We start from the raw sequence: 23003 nt of genomic DNA, 5'->3' as shown, positions 1-23003 counted from the left end.
CAACGTCATGGCGTGACGATGTCGAACGCCGGGTCGGGCTGGTCGAGCACACCCACCAGCGCCTGCAGCGCAGCCTGATCCCCGGAGACCTCTAGCCCGGGTGAGGTGAAATCGCCGGCGGCGGCCGCCAGCAGCCGGATGTTGGTCGCTAACCTCACGGTCGCGTCCGCGGTTGAGGGGTCGGCCGGCGCCCGGCGGTGGACGAGCACGCCATTGCGCAGGGTAAGGCGATAGTTGGCGTCGCTGTCCTGGAAGACGATATCGACGGCGAGGTCCAAATCCCATGCACGGGGCCCGTTGACGCTGATCGCCAGCGAGTCGAAGATCTGCTCCGGTGTCAGTTGGGACAGCAACGACTGCGACGTTATTTGTGTCGCCGTCCCGAAGTTGCCGTCGCGCAATTCGGCGGCGCCGGAGAGGAAGAAGTTGCGCCATGTCGCGTTCTCGGCGCCATAAGCCAGCTGTGCAAGCGTGTCGGCGTAGAGCTCCCGGGCGCCGGCATGCGTGCTGTCGGTGAACACTGCATGGTCGAGTAGTGTCGCGGCCCAGCGGAAGTCACCGGAATCGAAGGCTTGCCGGGCAAGCCCGACGACTCGGTCGACACCGCCCATCGCGTCGACGTAACGACTCGCCAGCGCCTCGGGTGGATGCGGCCACAGTCGGCCTGGATTGCCGTCGAACCACCCCATGTAGCGCTGATAGATGGCCTTCACGTTGTGGCTGACCGACCCGTAGTACCCGCGGGCGTGCCACGCCTTCTCCAGTGCCGGTGGCATCTCGAACGTTTCGGCAATCTCCGCGCCGGTGTAGCCCTGGTTGAGTAGCCGCAGCGTCTGGTCGTGCAGATAGGCATACAGGTCGCGTTGCAGAGACAGGAATTCGACGATCCGATCATGCCCCCAGGTAGGCCAATGGTGAGAAGCGAATACGACATCGGCGCGATCGGCGAACATGTCGATCGCCTCGGTGAGATATCCCGACCACACATGCGGGTCACGCACCAACGCGCCGCGCAGGGTCAGCAGGTTGTGCAGATTGTGGGTGGCATTTTCTGCCATGCACAAGGCCCGGAATTGCGGGAAATAGAAATGCATTTCGGCGGGCGCCTCGGTGCCCGGCGCCATTTGGAATTCAATGTCCACTCCGTCGATCGTGTGCGACTCCCCGGTCGCATGGATATCGACCGTCGGGACGATGAGCGCTACCTCGCCGGTCGACGGCGCCTGACCCAGCCCGCAGCCGACTTGGCCCTGCGGTCCGCGCGCCAGCATGGCGCCGTACATGTAGGTCGCGCGACGGGCCATCGCAGGTCCCGCGTAGACGTTTTCTTGCACGGCGTGGCGCGTGAATCCTTCCGGTGCCAGCACGGTCACCCTCCCCGCGTCTACGTCCGCTTGAGAGGTGACCCCGAGCACGCCGCCGAAATGGTCCACGTGACTGTGGGTGTAGATCACCGCGACGACGGGGCGGTCCCCGCGATGGGCTCGGTACAGCGCCAGGGCGGCGGCAGCCACCTCGGTGGAAACCAGCGGGTCGATCACGATGATGCCGGTGCCGCCTTCGACGAAGCTGATGTTGGAGATGTCCAGGCCCCGAACCTGGTAGATACCGGGCACCACCTCGTACAGGCCCTGTTTGACGGTCAGCCTCGACTGCCGCCACAGGCTGGGATGCACCGACGTGGGCGCGTCGCCGCCCAGAAATGAGTAGGCATCGTTGTCCCACACCACGCGGCCGTCGGCGGACTTGACGACGCAGGGGCTCAGCGCGGCAACGAATCCGCGGTCCGCATCGGTGAAATCGGTTGTGTCATCGAACGGTAGGTCGCTGTTTCGATGTGCTGATTCGACGAACGCGCAACGGTGCCATCAATTGACCGGAAATGGGTTCATGACGTGGGAATTAATTTTTGTCGAATCTGATGTTCCCGATCCTGCCGGGCTGCATACTGCCGAAACGGTCCGTCAACGTCGACGGACCGACGCTACGACAAAGGAGCACGGGTGAAACGTTCAGTAACGATCGCTGCAGCAGCGACGGCGATCGTCGTCACAGGTTTGACAGGCTGTTCCGGCGGTGGAGGCCAGAAGGTCAGCACCAAGGGCCACGCCAAGGTGGTGGTCGACGGTCAGGATCAAAACGCCAAGGGTCAGGTCACCTGCCAAAAGGCAGGCGGCGAGCTCCAGATCGGGATCGGTCAGCCCGGTTCGTCGGGCGCAGTTGCAGTCCAGGCAACCGACGCGAATCCGCCCGTGGTTCATCAGATCGCACTGGGCACTGTCAACGGTGTGAACCTTGCATATCAGCAGGGGAGTCCGGGAGCCAGTGCCCAGGCGACGAAGGACGGCGACGGCTACAAGTTCACCGGAACGGCTACCGGCGTCGACCCGTCAAATCCCATGGCCGGCATGGTGAGCAAGCCGTTCGAGGTCGACGTCACTTGCCCGTAGCGGCCTGACCGGCAAGATCGTAAACGGTTGCACCAGCCACCTTCTGGGGTGGATAGTGCGCCTTGACCCATGCCGTGATCGCGGCGGCGGTGCCGGAGGGTTTGCGTGGACCACCGGGTCCGCCCGGATGCCTGCTGCCGTCGTCGGGAATGAAGTAGCGAATCTGACCGCTGGCGACATACCGCTGAAACTGCGCCAACGTGGGTGAGTTGTCTTGACCGCTGAATCCACCGATCGCCATCACCGACGTGCCGGTGCTCAACTCGAGGCTGTCGGCCAGGTGCGAGCCGATTGTTGCTGCGGCCCAACGTTTGTCGGCAGCAGTCAGCAGGAGCGCGTCCAGGGCCTTGTTGTCGCCGACCTGTGGCCCCGGCCCGCCGCGGTCGGCACCCTGCTTCGGGCCCGACCGCGGGATTGCGCCGCCGTGATAGACCGCGACGGCCTCGATCGTGTATGCCGCGGTACCGCCCAACCCGAACAGCAGCCCGGCGGCGGCCAGCACCGCCGGATAGCGGCGCAGCGAGCGGCCGATCAGCAGTGCCGCTGCGACGGCGATCGTCCCGAGAAGCAGGGTCCAGCGCAGCCAGGGCAGCCATTCCGGTGTGCGGTCCAGCAGGACGAAGTCCCACACCCCGGTGGCAATGGCCATGGCGCTCAGCACAACCCGCGACGACGGGGACTGCCTGCCGCGCCAGAGCTCTCGGGTCGCGATGGCCGCGACGGCGGCGACCGCGGGCGCCATCGCAACGGTGTAGTAGGGGTGCATGATGCCTTGCATGTAGCTGAATACCAGCGCGGTCACCAACAGCCAACCGCCCCACAGCAGAAGCCCCGCGCGCAGCCGGTTGGTCCGCGGCGCAGTCCGGACGAACCACAGCATCGCAATCAGTCCGATCAGGGCAGCGGGCAGCAGCCAGGAAATCTCGGTCCCCATCGATGACCCGAACATCCTTGTGATACCGGGCCCGCCACCGAACATCGGCGATCCGCCGCCCGGTTTGGCACCCGGGCCGTGGTTACCGTCGCCGCCCAGCACCCGGCCGACCCCGTTGTAGGCCAGCGCGAGCTGCAGCAGGCCGTTGTCGGTGGAGCCGCCGATGTAGGGCCGAGAATCCTTGGGCCACAGGCTCACCAGACCAACCAGCCAGCCACCGGAGACCACCATGGCCGTCAACCCGGCCAACAGGCTGCCGATTCGCTTCCACAGCGAACCGGGCGCGGCGACCAGCACCGCCAGCGCCAGCGCAGGCACCACCAGGAATGCCTCCATCATCTTGGTCAGGAAAGCGAAGCCAATGGTGGTTCCGGCGAGCGCAAGCCATCGTCCGGACGATCGGTCGAGCGCTCGCACCGTGCAGTAGCCGGCCGCGACAAGTAACAGGACCAGTAGCGCGTCAGGGTTGTTGTAGCGAAACATCAACGCCGCCACCGGTGTCAGTGCTAACACCGCTCCCGCCAGCAGGCCGGCGGCCGGGCCGGCCACCCGTCGCACAGCACCGTGCAGCAAGGCCACCGAACCGACACCCATCAGGGCCTGCGGCACCAGCATCGACCACGTGCTGAAGCCGAACAGCCGCGCCGACAGACCCATCACCCACATCGCCGCCGGCGGCTTGTCGACGGTGATGGCGTTGCCCGGATCCAGCGAGCCGAAGAACAACGCCTTCCAGCTCTGCGTGCCGGCCTGCACGGCGGCGGCGTAGAACTCATTGGCATAGCCGACTGCGCTGAGCCCCCACAGATAGAGCAACGCCGTCGCGGCCAAAAGCGCCCACAACGCGTGGCGCTCCCAATGCGGTCGCCGCGAAGAGGCGACCGGGACCGAAAACAGCTCCGGCGCAGCGTCTGCCACGAGCGTCATCGCACGGCCTCCTTGTCCGCGCGGGCAGGATGGAACACCCATCCGCGCAGTAGTACGAATCGCACGACAGTCGCCGCCAGATTGGCCAGCACCAGCACGACGAGTTCGAGCGGCCGTGGCGGATCGGTGACGTTGTGCAGCATGGCCAGCGCTCCGCTGGTGAGCGCCAATCCCACGGCGAACACCACCAGGCCCTCGAACTGATGGCGGGCCGCTCCGGCACGGCCGCGCACCCCGAACGTAAACCGGCGGTTGGCCGCGGTGTTGGCCAGCGCCGTCGCCAACAGCGCGATCAGGTTCGCGGGCTGCGCGCCCAGCGGCCGTACCAACACGAACAGCGCCAGGTAGGCCAGCGTGCTCAGCACCCCGATCACGCCGAAATGCACGGCCTGCCCCAGCAACGACCGGGACGCGCCGGCGCCGCGGCCGAACTGCGCGCCGATCGCCTGGACCGGTATTTCCCCGCGCGCAAAGCCTTTGAGCAGCCGGACGATTCCCTTGAGGTCGGCCAGCGCGGTCGCGAGGATGTCCACCCGGCTGTCGGGGTCGTCGATCCAGTCCACCGGCACCTCGTGGATCCGCAAGCCGCTGCGTTCGGCCAGCACCAGCAGTTCGGTGTCGAAGAACCAACCGGTGTCGCGCACGTAGGGCAGCAGCCGTCGCGCGATGTCCGAACGGATTGCCTTGAAGCCGCACTGGGCATCGGAGAAGCGGGCCGCAAGCGTCGATCGCAGGATCAGGTTGTAGCAGCGTGAAATCACCTCGCGCTTGGGGCCTCTCACGACCCGCGACCCGTGGTCCAGCCGAGTCCCGATCGCCAGATCGGAATGCCCGGAGATCAGCGGAGCCACCAGCGGGGCCAGGGCGGCGAGGTCGGTCGACAGGTCGACGTCCATGTAGGCCAGCACCGGCGCATCCGAGCCTTCCCACACCGCGCGCAGGGCACGCCCACGGCCTTTCTGCTCCAGCCGGATCGCCCGCACCTCGGCCAGTTCGTCGGCGAGTGCCGCTGCGACGAGCGGCGTGTCGTCGACGCTGGCGTTGTCGGCGATCGTGATGCGGAAGGTGAACGGAAAGTCTCGGCTCAGGTATTCATGCAGGCGATGAATCGAATCCGCAAGGGCCGCTTGCTCGTTGTATACCGGCACAACAATGTCGAGCACCGGTACACCGCGCTCGGCGGCGATCAGTGCGGCGCTGGGCCGGGCGTTGGCCTGCCCCCCGGTCGGTGCGATCGTGGTCATGTCGTCGATCGTCGCCGGCCGGTGTGGGGTTGCCGTTGGTAGCGGCTATGCGTCGGCTGTGAGCGGCAGCCGCACAGTGAATTCCGTGTGGCCAGGCGCACTGTGCACCGCGATGGTGCCGCCGTGCGCCTTGACTACCGCCGAAACGATCGCCAGACCCAGCCCGGTGCTGCCGCCTTTGCGGGAACGCGACGTGTCACCGCGGGCGAACCGCTCGAACACCTCCGACTGCAATGGTTCGGGAATCCCAGGACCGTTGTCGGTCACCGTCAGCACCGCGTGGGTCGTGTCGATGCTCAGCCCCGTCGTCACAACGGTTCCCGGCCCAGTGTGGATGCGGGCGTTGGTGAGCAGGTTGGTCAGGACCTGATGCAGTCGGGCCGCATCTCCGGCGACCATCACGGGCTCGTCGGGCAGGTCGAGTTGCCACCGGTGATCCGGCCCGGCGACGTGCGCATCGCTGACTGCATCGACGGCCACGCGGGACAAGTCCACGGGTTCACGCTCCAGCGGCCGGCCGGAGTCCAGCCGGGCCAGCAGCAGCAGGTCCTCGACGAGGCGGGTCATTCGCTCGGTCTCGGATTGCACCCGGCTCATCGCGTGCTCCACCGCATCGGTGTCGTCCCGAACCCGTTGCGCCAGTTCGGTATAGCCGCGGATCGCGGCCAGCGGGGTGCGCAGTTCGTGACTGGCGTCGGCGACGAACTGGCGGACCCTGGTCTCGCTGGCCTGCCGGGTGGACAGGGCGGCGGCGATGTGGTCGAGCATCCGGTTCACCGCCGAGCCGAGCTGGCCGACCTCGGTGTGCGGGTTGGCGTCGGGTTCGGGCACCCGCACCGGCAGCGCCACTTCGCCGCGATCGAGCGGCAGGTCGACGACTTTGCTCGCGGTTTGCGAGACGCGCCGCAGCGGGGCCAGGGCTCGGCGGATGATCACGATGCCGGCGGTGGTCGCGGCGGCCAGTGCAATCACGGTGACCACCCCGAAGATCAGCAGCACCCGGATCATCGTGGCGTCGACGTTGGACATCGACAGCCCGGTGACGAGGACGTCGCCGCCGTGCCGCGCGGGCGCGGCGATGACACGGTAACGGCCGAGGCCGTCGAGGTCCCGGGTCACCGGTGTGCGGTTGGGCACGACCGCGTCCAATTGGGCTTTTGCCTTGTCCGACAAGGCGGCTCGCGAGCCGGTGGTGGTCAGGTATCCGGCGTCGACGGTTCTGCCACCGCTGACCACAGCGGCGACCATGCCGACGGGTTGGCCTGGGGCGTCGAGGAATTCCGGCCCCGGCCCGGGCCGGGGAGCGCGGTGGTGATGCCACGGCACGGGCGGCGGCGGTGGTTCGCCGAACATGCGCACCGAGCGATGCGACGCGTCGTGTACCTGAACGTCGAGCTGGCCGACCAGATACCGGTACAACGCGAGTTCGGTCACCGCGCCGATTCCGACGCAGGCGATGGTCAGCACGATGACCTGGCCGACCAGCAACCGGACCCGAAGTGACCAGGCCCGCCGCACGCTAGCGGGCCGGCTTGAGGACATAGCCTGCGCCGCGCAGAGTGTGGATCATGGGCTCGCGCCCGTTGTCGATCTTCTTGCGCAGGTACGAGATGTACAGCTCGACGATGTTGGACCGGCCGCCGAAGTCATAGCTCCACACCCGGTCGAGAATCTGCGCTTTGCTCAATACCCGCTTGGCGTTGCGCATCATGAACCGCAGCAGCTCGAATTCGGTGGAGGTCAACGAGATCGGCTCGCCGCCGCGGGTGACCTCGTGGCTGTCCTCGTCGAGCACCAGATCGCCGACGACGATCTGCGCCCCGCTGTCGACTGTCGTCACGCCGGTGCGCCGCAGCAGCGCACGCAGCCGCAACACCACCTCTTCGAGGCTGAACGGCTTGGTGACGTAGTCGTCGCCGCCGGCAGTCAGCCCGGCGATGCGGTCTTCTACCGCGTCCTTGGCGGTGAGCAGCAGCACGGGCAGTTGCGGATTGTGTTCGCGCAGTTTGCGTAACACGTCCAGCCCGCTCATGTCGGGCAGCATCACGTCGAGAACGACGACGTCCGGCCGCTGCTTGCGAGCGGCCTCCAACGCCGACGCTCCGTCTCCCGCGGTGGCGATGTTCCAGCCTTCATAGCGCAGCGCCATCGACACCATTTCGGCCAACACGGCCTCGTCGTCGACCACCAGCACGTTGATCGGATTGCCGTCGGCACGGCGCATCACGACACGTTCGACTGACGCTGGAGGTTGGCTCACAGCTTTCTAGTATGCGCATCGGACTGAGTCGATGCTGTGCGAATCCTATGTGTGCGCTGTGAGCGGATCAGCCGTTGGTCAGTACCAATATCGCCGACCGGCCACCGGACGGCCGACGCTGCCCATGATCCAGAACACCGCGCCGATCACCAGCAAGATTATGCCGAGCACCTCTAAAACGGGCACCGTCAAAAAATATCCGAGGACCAGTAGAACGATTCCGAGCACGATCATGATGTCTCCATTCCGACAAGTTGTTCGATGTTGATCGCCGGCATCGAACTGGGCTCCGGCAAATGACAACTGACTTTCGGGTTTACGCCCGCATAGTTCAAGGGCCCGGCGATCACGGTCAATGCGATGTTGCCAACGGAGGCACAACTTTTTGCCTCGCTCTGGAAGTAGCCGCGCTGCCAGACGGCGATCGCGCCGATGATCAGCCAGATCAGCACAATGACGCTGACAATTCCGCCGTAGCGCATAGCGGCCTCCATTGGTCCGGGCACAAATTCTGGGCCAGTGTTTACCCAAATCCACGATTTCCAAACACCAGCTGGCCGTAAACGGGTCGATTCGTGCTTTTGGCGGCTCCTTGCGCGTCTACGCGAACGCCGTCGCTGTCATTTCTCCGGCGGCTCTGCCGGGGTCAATCGCTCCGGCGGTTCTTCGGGCGTCAGCCGCTCAGGCGGCTCCGCGGGCGTCAACCGCTCAGGCGGTTCCGGCGGCGTCCCGCGTTCGGGCGTCGGATCGGGTTCGGTAGTACTCATCGGCGTGCCTTACCCGAATTCCGGCGCCTCGAAACACCCCAGAGTCAGTCCGGCCGCTGCGCGGAGATGAAAACCGTTGGCGGCATTACATCTTCAGCGGGCACATAGCGGCCATAGCGAGCCAGCATCGCAGCCATGCCGGTTGCCGACGCCTGCCAGCCATGCTCGCGCAGCCACTCGGTGACGTCTGTTCGCTCCTCGCGGTACCAGAGGTCGTCAGCGTTCGGCAGCTCGGTGTCCAGTAGTTCGGCGGCCGCCGCCTGGAAGCGCTGGGCCTGCTCGTGCTGGCGGGCCAACAGATCTGGGTCGAGGAAATTGGGGGCGGGTGCGTTGACGGCCAGCCAACTTCCCGCCGCGCTTTGGGCATCGATGCGCTCGAAGAGCAGATCCTGCGCCCACGCCGGCAGGTAGCGGACCAGCCCCTCCGCCGACCAGGCGGTCGGCCGGCGTGGGTCAAAACCCGCTTGCTGCAAGGCTGTTGGCCAATCCTGCCGGAGGTCTACCGGAACGTTCACCAGCGTCGACGTCGGGCGCGCGTCGTGTTGTTGCAATGTGGCCGACTTGAATTCGAGGACACTCGCCTGGTCGAGCTCATACACCGTCGTCGCGTCCGGCCACGGCAGCCGCCAGGCGCGCGCATCCAAACCTGCCGCCAAAATCACGATCTGCCGAACGCCGGATCTCGCGGCGTCGAGAAAGAACTCGTCGAAGAACGCGGTCCGCACGGCCATGAAGTCGACCATCACCTGCATCCGGCTGCGCAGCGCGGGATCCCGCTCGACCAGTTGAGCCCGCAGCGCGGGATCGGTGAACAGACTCCACATTCCCCGGCCCGCCGCGTCCACGAACAGCTGCGCAAACGGGTCTCGGATGAGGGGCTGCTCGGCGGCGGTCTCGGCCGCGCGGGCGGCGGCGACACCGAGCGCGGTCGATCCCACGCTCTCGGTGATGTCCCACGAATCATCGTCGGTTCTGGGCACCGCGATTCCTTTCCTCCAGCCACTGGGCCGCACGGCGCTTCGACGCCCGCGACTGCCATGCGTCAGCGATGAGCTCGGCCAGTTCCGTTCTGCTGACGTCGGCCAACCGGCTGGCCCGCACCAACACCGACGGGTGGCCGTCGAATCGGTCGGTGGTGAAAAACGGCGAATCCGGGTCCTGCACCAACGCCAACTTATCGCTCTCCGACTCCACCCAGATCATGATCACATCGGAGAATCGCTCGCCGGTATCGGGGTCGGCGGCGTCGGGCTGCGGGGTACGGAAGAACACGAACGACTTGCCGCCCACTTGATAGATCGGGTTGCCCTTCGGTCCTTCGATGCGCCGCGCGTACGGCATCGCGGCGGCGATCTCGTGCACGTCGCGCAGGCGGGCCGGTCTGTCAATCACTGCCCCAACAGCTCGGCCATCTTCGGGATGATCGCCTGCAGCGCCTTGAGCGGGCGCAACATCACCTTGAACGACACGATCTTCCCGTCGTCGTTCCAGTGGATCATGTCGATCCCGTTGACATAGATTCCGTCGATGGTCGCGGCGAACTCAAGAATCGCGGACCGGTCCTTATACCACTGCTCGACATAGTGAAAATCGGTGCCGCCGAACACTTTTGCCGCCGCCCGCAGATAGTTCGCCGTCTTCTGCGCGCCTTCCTGCGGGGTGAAGACCGCCGGTGACTAGAACACGGCATCGTCGGCCAACAGACTGTCCAGCTCGTCGACACGGCCGTTCTCGATGATCTGCAGCCAACGCTCGATCACTGGTGGCGTCATAGCCCGATCCTCGCAGACGGTAGCTTCACCATCGTGGAGAACCTGGAAGCGGTCGCGGAATGGATGTCGCGGCAGGGCCTGGGCGAGGGCCCACTGGAGGATGTGTCCGAGCTCAGCGGCGGAACGCAGAACATCATGCTGCGATTCAGCCGCTCCGGCCGCGAGTATGTGCTGCGCCGCGGACCGCAGCACCTGCGCCCGCGCAGCAACACGGTGATCCTGCGGGAAACCCGCGTGCTGGCCGCGCTGGCCGGCACCGATGTGCCGCACCCGCACCTGATCGCCACCTGCGACGACACCAGCGTGCTCGGCGACGCCGTCTTCTACCTGATGGAGCCAATCGACGGGTTCAACGCCGGCGAGGAGCTGCCCGCGCTGCATGCCAGCGACGCCAGGGTGCGGTTCGGCATGGGCATCTCGATGGCCGACGCGCTTGCCAAGCTGCACGCCGTCGACCATGTCGCTGCGGGGCTTGCCGACTTCGGCAAGCCTGAGGGGTTCCTGGAACGTCAAGTGCCACGCTGGCTTTCGGAATTGGAGTCCTACAACCAGTTCGAGGGCTACCCGGGCCCCGACATTCCCGGCGTCGACGACGTCGCGAACTGGCTCGACGAAAACCGGCCGTCGCAGTGGCAGCCCGGCATCATGCACGGCGACTACCACGCCGCCAACGTGATGTTCTCCCGCACCGGCCCGGACGTCGTCGCGATTGTCGACTGGGAGATGTCCACGATCGGCGACCCGCTGCTGGATCTGGGCTGGATGCTGGCCACCTGGCGGCAATCCGACGGGTCCAGCGTGTTCGGCCACAGCCTCACCGCGATGGGCGGATTGGCCAGCCCCGAGGACCTCATCGAACGTTATGCGGCCAACACCACCCGCGACCTGTCGCACATCACCTGGTACACCGTGCTGGCCTGTTTCAAGCTCGGCATCGTCATCGAGGGCACGCTGGCGCGGGCGTGCGCGGGTAAGGCGCCCAAGGAAGTCGGCGACCAGCTGCACGCCGCCACCGTGAAGCTGTTCGAGCAGGCGCTGGAGCTGATCGGTGATTGACTTCGACATCCCGGCCGGCCTCGCGGCGCTGCGCGACGAAATCCGGGCCTTCGTCGTCGAGCAGATCGTCCCCTACGAGACCGACCCGCGCCTGACCCGGCACGGCCCCGACGACGAGCTGCGCGCGGAGCTGGTGGAGTTGGCCCGCACCGCGGGGCTGCTGACGTTCCAGGCGCCCAAGCGGTTCGGCGGGCGCGAGCCGTCGCACCGCGAGCAGGCCGTGCTATTCGAAGCGGCCGGCTGGTCGACGCTGGGTCCGGTGGCACTGAACTGCGCCGCCCCCGACGAGGGCAACATGTACCTGCTGGGCAAGATCGCCAATGCCGAGCAGGTCGACGAGTTTCTGCTGCCCGTGCTCGACGGGCGGCAGCGGTCGGTGTTCGCGATGACCGAACCCGACGGCGCCGGCGCCGATCCCAACCAGCTGGCCACCATCGCGGAGTTCGACGGCACCGATTACGTCATCAACGGCCGCAAGTGGTTGATCACCGGCGCGCACGGAGCCCGGACGTGGATCATCATGGCCCGCGTCGCGCCCAACCCGCACGGTCCCGACGGGCCGACGCTGTTTTTGTGCGACGGCCGAACACCCGGCATCGAGCTCGAGCGGGTGATGAACACGATGGACCGCAACTACGTCGAGGGCCATGGCGTGGTGCGCTTTGCCGATCTGCGGCTGCCGGCGTCGGCGGTGCTCGGCGAGGTCGGCCAGGCGCTGCGCTACGCCCAGCTTCGGTTGGCGCCGGCCCGGTTGACGCACTGCATGCGCTGGCTGGGCGCCGCCACCCGGGCGCAGTCGATCGCGGTGGCGCACGCCCGAACCCGCACCGCGTTCGGCAAACCGCTCGGCGAGCACCAGGGTGTGAGTTTCATGATCGCCGACAACGAGATTGCCCTGCAGCAATGCCGGCTGGCGATCTGGTGGGCGTGCTGGGCACTGGACAGCGGTGCGAAAGGCCGGCACGAGAGCTCGATGGTCAAGGCCTACGTCTCCGAGGAGTTGTTCAAGGTCGCCGACCGCTGCGTGCAGATCCTGGGCGGCATCGGCATCTCCGACGACAGCGGTCGGCATGATTTTCTCCGACATGCGCGCCTTCCGGCTCTACGACGGCCCGACCGAAGTCCACAAATACGCGATCGCCCGGCAGGTACTGCGCTCGCCGTAGCGCTACTCCTCGGCGGACGTCCGCGTCGCCGCCAGCGCGTCGTCCAGGGTCGGATACAGCGCCACGGTCTTGTCCAGGCCAAGCAACTCAATTGGGCGTTTTGTCACCGGACTGTTCGCGACGACAACGAGTTGACCTGAATCGCCGAGCTTTTCGCGGGCGGCGGCCAGGACGCGGACGCCTGCCGACGCCAAGAACTCCATGCCGGACAATTCGATGACGAGGACGGCCGGCTCTTCGGCAAGCGCTTCGGCGATCGCCGCCTCGAACGCCGGGGCGGTACTCAAATCGACCTCGCCGCCGACCGTCAGCACCGCGACACCGTCGAGATGCTCGATGGAGGTGCTGATCGGATCCGGAGCTGACAACGGCTGTCCTTAGTCTGGCGCTGAACCGCACGACGTGCTGTGGTGCCGACCCGTAACCCGTCGTCGCAGACTCTAGAAATGATACTTCAACCACTGCCGCTTAGCGGTCGGTTACGCTGGGCAAAGCATGTGCGGGCCACCGCCGGGGGGCAGGCAGGAGCCGGGAGGTTCGATGTCGGATCCGTCGACGGGCTTAGCGAGCACCACCGCCGTCAGCCAGCCAATGGGCGTCTCCACTGAGGGTTTGCTACCTCAACTGGTGCAGCACCTGCGGCAGAACCGCACCGCCTTGCGCGAGGAGTGGGCCCAGCGGATCACCGAGGCGCAGTTGCTCACCGCGATGACGCCGGAGGAGATCTTCTCCGAGGCCACCGCCGTCTACGACAACTACGTCGAGGTGCTCGAGACCGGAAGCGTCGAAGCGCTACAGGCCTACGCGCGCGACCTTTCCGAGCGCATCATTCCCCGCGGCGTGGAAACGGACGAGGTCGTCGGCATCGTGCTGCTGCTGCGCGACGTGCTCGCCCGCTCGCTGTTCGAGAAGTACCAGTCCGACTTCGAGATGCTCAACCGGGTGCTCGACGCCTACGAGCCGGCCGCCAACCGCATTGCCAACACGGTGGCCGTCAGCTTCGTCCAGGAACGTGAGCGCATCATCCGCCAACAGCAGGAGGCCATCCGCGAGCTGTCCACGCCGGTGCTGCAGGTGCGGGAGCAGCTGCTGATCCTGCCGATCATCGGCATCCTGGACAGCCAGCGCGCCCGGCAGGTCACCGAGCAACTGCTGCGCGCCATCCGGGCCAACCGGGCCAAGGTGGTGGTCATCGACATCACCGGTGTCCCCACCATCGACTCGACCGTCGCCAACCACCTCGTCCAGACCGTCGACGCGTCGGGATTGATGGGTGCCAGCGTGATCATCACCGGCCTGTCGTCGGAGATCGCGCTGACCCTGGTGACGATCGGACTCGACCTTTCCAAGATGAACGCCGTCGGCGACCTGCAGGGGGGCATCGAAGAGGCCGAGCGGCTGCTGGGGTACGAAGTCACCCGTACCGGCGAGCAGAGCGGGTGAGCACCTCCACCACGAGCGCCCCATGCCGGTACCCATCCTGAAGCAGGGCGCGATTCTCATCGCGACCGTGCAAGCCGCGCTCACCGACTCCGACACCGAGCGGCTCCGCCAGGACCTGATGGAACGAGTCAGCCGGTTCCGCGCGCAGGGCATCATCGTCGACGTCACCGCCATCGACGTCATGGATTCGTTCGCCGCCCGGTCGCTGCGGACGATCGCGCACATGACCCGGCTGCGCGGCGCGGACACCGTGATCGTGGGCCTGCAGCCCGAGGTGGCGTTCGCGATGGTCCAGCTCGGGCTGGCGTTCGACGACATGTATACGGCGCTCGACCTGGAAGAGGGTCTGGCGCTGCTGAATCGGCAACTGGCGCTGCGGAAGTCGATCGGACGTGACAGTGGCGGATGACGTCGGTGTCGACGTGCAAGTCGACATCGTCAATTCGGACGACATCGTCGCCGCGCGACAGGCAGGACATCACTTGGCGCGCGAACTGGGGTTCTCGCTGACCGACGTGACCATGATCGCCACCGCCATCTCCGAGATCGCCCGCAACATCACCAGCTACGCCGGGCGCGGCGAGATCCGGGTCAATGTGCAAGACCGGGAGGGTCGTAAGGCGTTGGTAGTGCGCGCCGAAGACAACGGGCCCGGCATCGCCAACGTGGAACGAGCTATGGAGGACGGGTATTCGACGGGCCGCGGGCTGGGTATGGGTCTACCCGGCGCACGCCGCCTGATGGACCGGCTGACCATAGAGTCCACACCGGGCCACGGGACGATAGTCGAGATGTGGAAATGGATTCCGCCCAATGAGTGAGCACGGCCGGCTCGGGCCGCTGGAGTGGGCGGCCGCGTCGCGCCCGCGACCGGGCGAGCAGGTGTGCGGCGATCGCGCGATCGCGGTCGCCGTCGACCGCGCCGGGGCACTGATCGGGGTGCTGGACGGGCTCGGCCACGGCGAGGACGCAGCGACGGCGTCGCTGCGCGGCGTGCAGGTGCTGCATGAAGCCTGCAACGAACCGCTCGAGGTGCTGGTCCAGCACTGCCACCGCATGCTGTCGGGCACCAGGGGGGCCGCGATGACGTTGGCGCGCATCGACTTCGGCGCGACGGACACGCTGCGCTGGATCGGGATCGGGAACGTCAGCGCCAACATCGTCGCCAAACACCCCGCCGGCGTCGAGGTGCGATCGTCCGTGCGTCTGGCCGGCGGCATTGTCGGATACCGGCTACCGGAAGGGATTGCGGCGCAGGAAGTGCCGATCCGTCCGGGAGATCTGCTCGTCATCGCCAGCGACGGAATCGCCGAAGACCACCTGGACGACATCGACTTCGCAGCCTCCAGCACAGTGCTCGCCGAGCAGATCCTGAGCCGACACAGCAAGGACACCGATGACGCGCTGGTGCTCGCCGCCCGTCATCGAGGAACTGCGAGATGAGCAGCGCCGACGAGTTTCACGTTCGGTACGCCGCCGCGCTGCGTACCTATGTGAGCGCGCGGGGCGAAGCCAACCTCGCGGTGGGCCACGAACTCGGGCGGCGCGCCCTGCAGGAACAGATCAGCATGCTCGCCATCGTCGAGAAACACGTCCTGCTGACAGGCGACCTGGCGGCTGAGCCCGGCTTCGACCGATCGGCGGCGCTGGAATTCCTGCTGCAGACACTTGCCCCGCTCGACGTGGCGACGCGCGGATTTTTGGACGGCACAAGGCGTTACGAGGAGCAGCGGGCGCGCGCGGACGACCTCGCCAATCGCGACGAGTTCCGCAGCGCGCTCGTCAATTCGCTGCAGGAGGGATTTTTTGTCGCCGACGACGACGGCGCGGTCATCGAAGTCAACGAGGCTTTCGCCAAGATCACTGGCTACCCGGCCGACGGCGTGCCCTACCCGTGGCCGCACCCGTGGTTGGTCGACAAGAAAACCGCGGCACTGCAACAATCTCGACTCACCTCCGAAAGCCAGGTCCAATACGAGACGCCGATTCGCAACCGCGACGGCCAGCTCGTGTGGGTGGCGGTGAACATCGGCACCGTCACCGCCCAAGGCACCGAAGGTGTCGCATACGTGGGAACGATTCGTGACATCACCGCCGAAAGAGCTTTTGCGGCAAGGGAGAATGCGGTGCTACGCCTGGCGACCGCGGTGGGCGTGGCCAAAAGCGTCGCAGAGGTACTCGAAAGCACCCTCGACGAGTGCCGGACGGCGATCGGTGTTTCGCGAGTGGTGGCCGCTCTGTGGGCAGCCAACGGCGCCGACCCGACTGTGCTGGTGGCGGGGGAACCCGTCGCAGCCACCTGGCGCGAGCTGGATCCCTTGCTGCGGCAGACAATTCAGGATGCACGACGTCAGTTGCCGCTCACTGTCCAGACGGTGGAATGGGCGGACACACCGGGGCAGTCCCGAGGAATCGTGGCGGTGGTCTCGGGTGCAGGCGACGTCGCGTTGTGGCTGGAGTTGGAAACGCCGCGGCGGATCAGCGCCGAAGATCGGCTGTTGGTCACCGTGCTGGTCGGTCACCTGAGCCTGGCCATCCAGCATGTCCGCCAGTTCGAGACCGCCCGCGAGACCTCGCTGACGTTGCAGCGCACCATGCTTCCCTCCACCGATCCCCCGGCGGGTTTCGCGGTTCGCTACGAACCCGCTGTGCCGCCGCTGGAGATCGGCGGCGACTGGTACGAGGTGTTGCCGGTCGGCGAGCATCAGATCGGCATCATCGTCGGCGACTGCGTCGGGCGCGGCCTTTCCGCCGCCGCGGTGATGGGTCAGCTTCGCAGCTCCGCGCGCGCGCTGCTGCTGACCGGCGCCGAACCCGCGATGCTGCTCGAACAACTCGACGCCGCGGCCGAGTTCATCCCGGATGCCTTCTGCACCACGGTGTTTGCCGCGATCCTCGACACCGATTCCGGCCAGCTGCGCTACAGCCGGGCCGGACATCTGCCGGCCGTGCTGGTGGCGCCGCAGTGTGAGCCGACGCTGCTCTCTGATGCCCAGTCGGTGCCAATTGCGGTGCACGGCAGGGGCCCTCGCCGGCAGGCGTCTGTCACGGTGGCACCCGGGTCCACGTTGATGCTCTACACCGACGGCCTCGTCGAGCGGCGCGATGCGTCGATCGACGACGGGATCGCGCGCGTCGCCGAGGTCGTGGCCGACGGGATGATGCTGTCGGCCGACGCCGTCGCGGATGCCGCGCTGGCCAAGATGGCACCGCCCGACGGATACGACGACGACGTCGCGATTGTGGTCTACCGCAGGCCCTATCCGCCGCTGAGCATCGAAACAGACGCTGACGCAGTCGAATTGGCTGACATCCGGCATCGGCTCATCGCCTGGGCGCGGGAAGCCGCGGTTCCGGAGGATCTGTGTGCCGACGTCGTGTTGGCGGTCAACGAGGCGTGCGCCAACAGCATCGAGCACGCCTACCGGGGGCACCAACCGGCTAAGGTCCGCGTCGAGGCCCAGTGTGACGGCGCGCAGGTGCGGGTACAGATCTTCGACTCCGGTTCGTGGAAGGCGGTGCCCGCCGATCCGGGTAACCGTGGCCGGGGGCTACAGCTGATCCGGGCGGTGAGCGACTGGCTTGAGATGGACTGCACGCCGTCGGGAACCACGGTCGACATGACGTTTCACCTGCTTAGGGAGGCATAGGATGTCGCAGCAGCTCATCGACACGCTGGTGGACGCGGATTCGGCGCGGCTTGTCGAGGTGTTCAAGGACATCCACCGTCATCCCGAGCTCGGTTTCGCCGAGACCCGCACCGCGGGAATCGTCGCGCAGGAGCTGACCGAGCTGGGTTTCGCGGTGACGACCGGGATCGGCGGCACCGGCGTCGCGGCGATCCTGGGCAACGGGTCCGGGCCCACCGTCATGTATCGCGCCGACATGGACGCACTTCCGGTCGAGGAAGCCACCGGACTGGACTACGCCAGCACGGTGCGGGTCCGGCGCAACGGCAGCGAGTCACCCGTCGCGCATGTTTGCGGCCACGACGCTCACGTCACGTGGATGCTGGGGATGGCGCGAGTGCTGACGCAGACCAGGGACGCGTGGTCGGGCACCGCGGTGCTGGTCGCGCAGCCAGCCGAGGAGCTGATCGCCGGCGCGCAGGCCATGGTCGACGACCGGCTCTACGAGGTGGTGCCCAAGCCGGATTGCCTCGTCGGCATGCACACCGCGCCCGGGCCGGTCGGCATGCTGGCCGCCTCGGGCGGTCCGGCAATGGCCGGTACCGACCAGGTCGACATCGAGTTCAAGGGCGTCGGTGGTCACGGGTCGCTGCCACAGCTGGCCAAGGATCCGGTGTTGATGGCGGCGTTGGCCGTCGTGCAGTTTCAGAGCATCGTGAGCCGGATGATCCCGCCGCACGAAGCCGCGGTGCTGACGGTCGGCTCGGTGCAGGCCGGTTCGGCTCACAACGTGATCCCCGACCGGGCGCTGCTGAAGGCCAATCTGCGGTGGTTCAACCCGGCGGTGCGGGAGCAGATGCTGTCCGGCGTCAAGGCGATCTGCGAAGGCATCGCCCGCGGCTACGGCATGCCCGACGATCAGCTGCCGGTGGTCACCGTGCAGAGCGGCTCACCGCCCCTGGTCAACGACGGCGCGCTCACCGAGCGGCTGGCGGCAGCGCTGGGACGGACACTCGGAACCGGCAATGTGCTGACCACGGTTCCGCCGGTGACGGCTTCGGAGGACTTCGGCCAGCTCGCGGGCCCGCATCGCGATCTGCCGCTGTCGTATCTGTTCGTCGGTGTCGCCGACCCGCAGGTGTGCGCCGAGGCATGGGCGGCCGGCAAGATGTTCCCGTATTCGCCGCACAGCCCCGACTACGTCGTCGACCTTGCTGCGATCCCGTTCGGGGCCAAAGTCGCCAGCCAGGTGATGCTGGAGTTGCTGGGTAACTGATGACAACTCCTACGGAAACGATCCAGGAGTTCATGACCGTGTTCGCATCGGCCTGGGCGACCAAAGACGCGGCTCGGGTTGCGTCTTATTTCAGCGACAACGCGGTGTATCACAACATCCCGATGGATCCGGTCGAGGGCAGGGACCCGATCGCGGCGACGGTTTCCGGCTTCATGGCGATGGGTGGACAGGTGAGCTCATCGAGACGAGCCACCGCCGCGCCTGCCTTGGCGGAAAGCGCAAGCGCGCGTGGCGTAAGTACCGGAAGTTGCTGAAGTGGATCCGGCACATAGGCCCAGTATTCCCAGGTCTTCATAGTCCACGGATCGGTTCCGCTGATCGGTACCAGCTCGCCGATCGGCGATTGACGTACCGCGTCCAGATCCACCATTCAAGTTTAAGGCCATTTCCTGAACGAGCTGGCCAGACATGCAGGCTATCTTGAATTGCGGGCCAAATGTTCAGGTTTACGCGAGTTTTCCTGAATTACATCTACGTAAGTTCAAGCTAGGTCTCGAGGCTGACACGCGCTGGAACTGCCGGTTCGTCGATCTGCCTGCGGTTAATGGCTGGGTTCACGTCGGAGGCCAACTGCGAATGATTTCGGTAACCGGCATTAGTTGCAGTCCGTCGCGGCGAGCTCGTCCAGCAAAGCGGTTGATAAGAGCCGAGCCGACGCCACGGCCCCGCGCATCATGCCCTGAGCGCGCCTGCCCTGAGCGCGCCCGAAGAGATTCGAACTCCCAACCTTCTGATCCGTAGTCAGATGCTCTATCCGTTGAGCTACGGGCGCCTGTGTTCACTTGTCTCGTACATTGTGGCGACCCGCTTCGCCCGGCTTACGCCGCACTCGCGATCGCCTCGTTGGCGGAGGCGAGAGGATTTGAACCTCCGGTCCCCGGTAAGAGGACAACTCATTAGCAGTGAGTCCCATTCGGCCGCTCTGGCACGCCTCCTTGGATTTCTGAGGGTACCGGACCCGACTCGAGCCCCGGAACCGCCGCGGAGCACAGCGTACACAGCCCCCACATATGCTGTCTAAATGCCCGCCCGCCTGCGCCCTGAGCTGGCCGAGGTGGCGCCCTACGTCGAGGGCAAGACGATCCCGGGCACGATCAAGCTCGCCAGCAACGAGACCGTGCACGGGCCGCTGCCCAGCGTGCGCGCTGCGATCGCCCAGGCCGCCGACGACGTCAACCGCTACCCCGACAACCACAACGTCGACCTCCGGTTACGGCTGGCGCAACATCTCGGGGCCTTCGCGCCCGAGCAGATCACCGTCGGCTGCGGTTCGGTGGCGCTGTGCCAACGGCTCATCCAGGCCACGGCGTCGGTCGGTGACGAGGTGCTCTACGGGTGGCGCAGCTTCGGGATGTATCCGCTGCAGGTGCGGGTGGCCGGCGCCAGTCCCGTCGAGGTTGCGCTGCGCGACGAGACCTACGACCTGTATGCCATGCTCGCGGCGGTCACCGACCGCACGCGGCTGATCTTCGTGTGCAATCCGAACAACCCGACCTCCACGGTCGTCGACCCCGATGCGCTGACCCGGTTCGTCGAGGCGGTGCCCTCTGACGTCCTGATCGCCATCGACGAGGCCTATGTGGAGTACATCCGCGACGGCATGCTGCCCGACAGTCTGGGGCTGGTCCGCGCGTATCCCAATGTTGTTGTGCTGCGGACGTTTTCGAAGGCCTACGGGCTGGCCGGATTGCGGGTGGGTTATGCGGTCGGCGACCCGGATGTGATCGCGGCACTGGACAAGGTCGTGGTGCCGTTCACGTTGACCAACGTCTCGCAGGCGGCGGCCATCGCTTCGCTGGACGCCGCCGACGAGCTATTGGCGCGTACCGACGCCGTCGTCGCCGAACGTGAGCGGGTTTCGTGTGCACTGCGCGACGCCGGTTTCACGCTGCCGCCGTCCCAGGCCAACTTCATCTGGCTGCCGCTGGCCGAACGCACAGCGGATTTCGTGGAACAGGCCGCCGATGCTCGAATTGTGGTGCGGCCGTTCGCCAACGACGGTGTGCGGGTCACGATCGGCGCTCCGGAGGAAAATGACGCCTTGCTGCGGTTCGCGAAAGGATGGATTTGATGAGCAACGAGTTGGCCCGCAAGAAGTTCACCGAATTCAAGGAGCGCACCGGCCCCATCGCCGACGCCGAGCTCGACGACTACTGGGCAAGCCTGCCGCCGGCCACCATCGACGGCATGCTCGGCGAGTGGAAGGGCGGCGAGTTCGTCACCGGCCACCGAATGAACGGCCAACTCGAGAAGGCCCGCTGGTTCGGCAAGACGTTCAACTCGGCCACTGACGTGCAGCCGCTGGTGTGTCTCGACGACGACGGCAACCGGTTCTCCAACGTCAAGATGGGCAAGGGCGAAGCCAGCCTGTGGCTCGAGGAGTTCCGCGGCGAGGTCACCGCAACCATGGTCTACGACGGCCAGCCGGTCCACGACCACTTCAAGAGGATCGACGACAACGCCGTGATGGGCATCATGAACGGCAAGGGCGTCGTCGACAACGGCCGGTACTTCTACTTTTACCTCGAGCGGGTGTAGCGCTGAAGCTCGAGAGTGAAGCTGAGTTCACTCTCGAGGTCGAGTGTGAACCTGGCTTCACGCTCGGTGAGCTAACGGGGCTGCCGCCCGGTAAAGGCGATCAGCCGGTCCAGGGCCGGCGCATTGTCGGCAACCTCGACCGGGTCGTCGAAACCCACCGCCGAACGGCCTTGCGGCGTAATGTTTTTCTTCGCCAGCCCCAGCACGTAGTCGGCAACCGACTCCGCGGCGTCGACCTGATGACCGGTCGCCTTCGCGTAATCCCAAGCGTGGACCAGGAATTCGAGCGACAAGATGCCGGCGGCCAGCTTGGCCGGCAACTCGTTGGACCCGATCGTCACCGTGCCGTCCAGGCCGCGGTGATGCCAGGCGTCCAGCGCGGGCCGGGCCGCGCCGATGATCTGCCGCTCCACCGAGTCGTCGGGGTCGCGGTCGGGGAACTGCGCACCGGCCGCGCCGCCGATAACGGTGATGGAGTTCAGCAGATGATCGGTCAGCTTCGCCACGTCGAATTCCGAACACGGGGTGGGTTTGGCCAGGTCGTCGCGCGCGATCGGATGCAGGACGCGCTGCAGTACGCCGAGCGTGGCTTCTGCGCTGGCGAGCTCGTCGGTGGGCGGTGAGTCGGGGCCGGGCCGCAGGTCGGAAGGCATGAGGTCCACGGTACGGTCTGCGCATGGGCCAGCCGTACGAATCCGTCACAGTCGAAACCAAAGACCACGTCGCGCAGGTCACGCTGATCGGGCCGGGCAAGGGCAACGCGATGGGGCCGGCGTTCTGGTCGGAGATGCCCGAGGTGTTCGCCGAACTCGACGCCGACCGTGATGTGCGGGCCATCGTTTTGACCGGATCGGGCCGCAACTTCAGCTACGGCCTTGATCTGCCGGCCATGGGCGGGTCGCTGGCCGGCGTCATGACCGAGGGCGCGTCGGCGCGGCCGCGGGCCGACTTCCACCAAACGGTGCTGCGCATGCAGAAGGCGATCAGCGCCGTGGCCGACTGCCGCACGCCGACCATCGCCTCGGTGCACGGCTGGTGCATCGGCGGCGGCGTCGACCTGATCTCGGCGGTGGACATCCGCTACGCCAGCGCCGACGCCAAGTTCTCCGTGCGCGAGGTCAAGCTGGCGATCGTCGCCGACGTCGGGAGCCTCGCCCGGCTGCCGCTGATCTTGAACGACGGCCACCTGCGGGAACTGGCGCTGACCGGCAAGGACATCGACGCCGCCCGCGCGGAGAAGATCGGCTTGGTCAACGACGTGTTCGACGACGCCGACGCCTGCCTGGCCGCCGCGCACGCCACCGCCGCCGAGATCGCCGCCAACCCGCCGCTGACCGTCCACGGAATCAAGGATGTCCTTGACCAGCAACGCATTTCGGCGGTGTCGGCGAGCCTGCGCTACGTGGCGGCGTGGAATGCCGCGTTCCTGCCGTCCAAGGATCTGTCCGAGGGCATTGCTGCGACGTTCGCCAAGCGGCCACCGGAGTTCACCGGGGAGTAAGACGACGCGAACGCGGGAA

At 66.5% G+C, this 23003-nt stretch carries 23 protein-coding genes, 2 tRNA genes and 3 pseudogenes; 13 read left to right on the top strand and 15 right to left on the bottom strand.

The annotated features are described in order from the left end of the window. Positions 1–5: 5 nt before the first annotated feature. A pseudogene (locus tag G6N47_RS08790) lies at positions 6–1823 on the bottom strand (alkyl/aryl-sulfatase); the annotation flags it as partial. A gap of 180 nt (positions 1824–2003) precedes the next feature. Here G6N47_RS08790 and G6N47_RS08785 point away from each other — a divergent pair. Then, positions 2004–2450, top strand: a complete 447-nt coding sequence (locus tag G6N47_RS08785) for a lipoprotein LpqH (RefSeq protein WP_083133582.1) — start codon at positions 2004–2006, stop codon at positions 2448–2450. Here G6N47_RS08785 and G6N47_RS08780 read toward each other — a convergent pair. The 10 genes and pseudogenes from G6N47_RS08780 to G6N47_RS08745 all read right to left on the bottom strand — a co-directional run bounded on the left by G6N47_RS08780 (position 2437) and on the right by G6N47_RS08745 (position 10354). Beyond that, positions 2437–4311, bottom strand: a complete 1875-nt coding sequence (locus tag G6N47_RS08780; RefSeq protein ID WP_083133581.1) for an ArnT family glycosyltransferase — start codon at positions 4309–4311, stop codon at positions 2437–2439. The genes G6N47_RS08785 and G6N47_RS08780 overlap by 14 nt on opposite strands. Further along, a complete protein-coding gene (locus G6N47_RS08775; RefSeq protein ID WP_083133580.1) occupies positions 4308–5555 on the bottom strand; it encodes a glycosyltransferase in 1248 nt (415 codons plus the stop codon). Before G6N47_RS08775 ends, G6N47_RS08780 begins: the two co-directional genes overlap by 4 nt. Before the next feature lie 45 nt (positions 5556–5600). After that, on the bottom strand, positions 5601–7097 hold the full coding sequence (locus G6N47_RS08770) for a sensor histidine kinase (protein ID WP_083133579.1): 1497 nt from the start codon (positions 7095–7097) through the stop codon (positions 5601–5603). Further along, a complete protein-coding gene (locus G6N47_RS08765; RefSeq protein ID WP_083133578.1) occupies positions 7075–7779 on the bottom strand; it encodes a response regulator transcription factor in 705 nt (234 codons plus the stop codon). Before G6N47_RS08765 ends, G6N47_RS08770 begins: the two co-directional genes overlap by 23 nt. 114 nt (positions 7780–7893) lie before the next feature. Then, positions 7894–8049, bottom strand: coding sequence for a DUF6131 family protein (locus G6N47_RS29175; RefSeq protein ID WP_139799648.1), 156 nt, complete (start codon positions 8047–8049; stop codon positions 7894–7896). Next, entirely contained in the window at positions 8046–8309 is a 264-nt protein-coding gene (locus tag G6N47_RS08760) for a hypothetical protein (protein WP_169717277.1), read from the bottom strand. The genes G6N47_RS29175 and G6N47_RS08760 overlap by 4 nt, the downstream gene beginning before the upstream one ends. A gap of 126 nt (positions 8310–8435) precedes the next feature. Continuing rightward, positions 8436–8582, bottom strand: coding sequence for a hypothetical protein (locus G6N47_RS29170; RefSeq protein WP_169717276.1), 147 nt, complete (start codon positions 8580–8582; stop codon positions 8436–8438). Positions 8583–8626: 44 nt separating this feature from the next. Continuing rightward, entirely contained in the window at positions 8627–9562 is a 936-nt protein-coding gene (locus G6N47_RS08755) for a class I SAM-dependent methyltransferase (protein WP_083133577.1), read from the bottom strand. Beyond that, complete coding sequence (locus tag G6N47_RS08750; RefSeq protein ID WP_083133576.1) at positions 9543–9974, bottom strand: MmcQ/YjbR family DNA-binding protein; 432 nt, start codon at positions 9972–9974, stop codon at positions 9543–9545. The genes G6N47_RS08755 and G6N47_RS08750 overlap by 20 nt, the downstream gene beginning before the upstream one ends. After that, positions 9971–10354: pseudogene (locus tag G6N47_RS08745) on the bottom strand (nuclear transport factor 2 family protein). The gene G6N47_RS08750 and the pseudogene G6N47_RS08745 overlap by 4 nt, the downstream one beginning before the upstream one ends. Positions 10355–10417: 63 nt before the next feature. Here G6N47_RS08745 and G6N47_RS08740 point away from each other — a divergent pair. Both G6N47_RS08740 and G6N47_RS08735 read left to right on the top strand, forming a co-directional pair. After that, positions 10418–11410 (top strand): phosphotransferase family protein, encoded by a 993-nt coding sequence (locus G6N47_RS08740; RefSeq protein WP_083133616.1) that lies wholly within the window; start codon positions 10418–10420, stop codon positions 11408–11410. Next, positions 11403–12576 (top strand): annotated as a pseudogene (locus tag G6N47_RS08735) (acyl-CoA dehydrogenase family protein). Before G6N47_RS08740 ends, G6N47_RS08735 begins: the two are co-directional and overlap by 8 nt. Before the next feature lie 2 nt (positions 12577–12578). On the opposite strand, the gene G6N47_RS08730 reads toward G6N47_RS08735, so the two are convergent. Next, positions 12579–12944 (bottom strand): STAS domain-containing protein, encoded by a 366-nt coding sequence (locus G6N47_RS08730; RefSeq protein ID WP_083133575.1) that lies wholly within the window; start codon positions 12942–12944, stop codon positions 12579–12581. A gap of 172 nt (positions 12945–13116) precedes the next feature. Here G6N47_RS08730 and G6N47_RS08725 point away from each other — a divergent pair, with 172 nt between their 5' ends. From G6N47_RS08725 to G6N47_RS30295, 7 genes are read left to right on the top strand one after another with little or no spacing between them, the layout of a single operon-like run. Continuing rightward, positions 13117–14019 (top strand): STAS domain-containing protein, encoded by a 903-nt coding sequence (locus tag G6N47_RS08725; protein ID WP_083133574.1) that lies wholly within the window; start codon positions 13117–13119, stop codon positions 14017–14019. Between the two features lie 22 nt (positions 14020–14041). Next, positions 14042–14428, top strand: coding sequence for an STAS domain-containing protein (locus G6N47_RS08720; RefSeq protein WP_083133573.1), 387 nt, complete (start codon positions 14042–14044; stop codon positions 14426–14428). After that, complete coding sequence (locus G6N47_RS08715; protein WP_083133572.1) at positions 14418–14840, top strand: anti-sigma regulatory factor; 423 nt, start codon at positions 14418–14420, stop codon at positions 14838–14840. Before G6N47_RS08720 ends, G6N47_RS08715 begins: the two co-directional genes overlap by 11 nt. Further along, positions 14833–15462, top strand: coding sequence for a SpoIIE family protein phosphatase (locus G6N47_RS08710; RefSeq protein WP_083133571.1), 630 nt, complete (start codon positions 14833–14835; stop codon positions 15460–15462). Before G6N47_RS08715 ends, G6N47_RS08710 begins: the two co-directional genes overlap by 8 nt. Beyond that, a complete protein-coding gene (locus tag G6N47_RS08705; RefSeq protein ID WP_083133570.1) occupies positions 15459–17669 on the top strand; it encodes a SpoIIE family protein phosphatase in 2211 nt (736 codons plus the stop codon). The genes G6N47_RS08710 and G6N47_RS08705 overlap by 4 nt, the downstream gene beginning before the upstream one ends. A gap of 1 nt (position 17670) precedes the next feature. Continuing rightward, the gene (locus G6N47_RS08700) at positions 17671–18924 is read left to right on the top strand and encodes an amidohydrolase (RefSeq protein ID WP_083133569.1); all 1254 of its coding nucleotides are present in this window, start codon (positions 17671–17673) and stop codon (positions 18922–18924) included. After that, on the top strand, positions 18924–19199 hold the full coding sequence (locus G6N47_RS30295; protein WP_083133568.1) for a nuclear transport factor 2 family protein: 276 nt from the start codon (positions 18924–18926) through the stop codon (positions 19197–19199). The genes G6N47_RS08700 and G6N47_RS30295 overlap by 1 nt, the downstream gene beginning before the upstream one ends. Before the next feature lie 445 nt (positions 19200–19644). On the opposite strand, the gene G6N47_RS08690 is transcribed toward G6N47_RS30295, so the two are convergent. After that, positions 19645–19717 (bottom strand) — tRNA-Arg (locus G6N47_RS08690). Positions 19718–19789: 72 nt separating this feature from the next. Further along, a tRNA-Ser gene (locus G6N47_RS08685) sits at positions 19790–19880 on the bottom strand. A gap of 86 nt (positions 19881–19966) precedes the next feature. On the opposite strand from G6N47_RS08685, the gene hisC reads away from it, so the two are divergent. Together hisC and G6N47_RS08675 are read left to right on the top strand one after the other, a co-directional pair. Beyond that, positions 19967–21016: a histidinol-phosphate transaminase gene (hisC, locus tag G6N47_RS08680; protein ID WP_083133567.1), complete on the top strand. Its 1050-nt coding sequence runs from the start codon at positions 19967–19969 to the stop codon at positions 21014–21016. After that, positions 21016–21483 (top strand): DUF4334 domain-containing protein, encoded by a 468-nt coding sequence (locus tag G6N47_RS08675; RefSeq protein WP_083133566.1) that lies wholly within the window; start codon positions 21016–21018, stop codon positions 21481–21483. Before hisC ends, G6N47_RS08675 begins: the two co-directional genes overlap by 1 nt. Positions 21484–21554: 71 nt before the next feature. Here the strand turns inward: G6N47_RS08675 and G6N47_RS08670 are convergent, their stop codons facing one another. Then, positions 21555–22136, bottom strand: coding sequence for a TIGR03086 family metal-binding protein (locus G6N47_RS08670; RefSeq protein WP_083133615.1), 582 nt, complete (start codon positions 22134–22136; stop codon positions 21555–21557). Positions 22137–22159: 23 nt separating this feature from the next. On the opposite strand from G6N47_RS08670, the gene G6N47_RS08665 reads away from it, so the two are divergent. Next, positions 22160–22984, top strand: coding sequence for a crotonase/enoyl-CoA hydratase family protein (locus G6N47_RS08665; protein WP_083133565.1), 825 nt, complete (start codon positions 22160–22162; stop codon positions 22982–22984). Positions 22985–23003: the final 19 nt, after the last annotated feature.

Origin of the sequence: Mycobacterium branderi (genome assembly GCF_010728725.1) — a bacterium.
Taxonomy (GTDB): Bacteria; Actinomycetota; Actinomycetes; order Mycobacteriales; family Mycobacteriaceae; genus Mycobacterium; species Mycobacterium branderi.
Note: the sequence above shows the minus strand (reverse complement) of the source record. Positions and strands in the feature narration are given on the sequence as shown.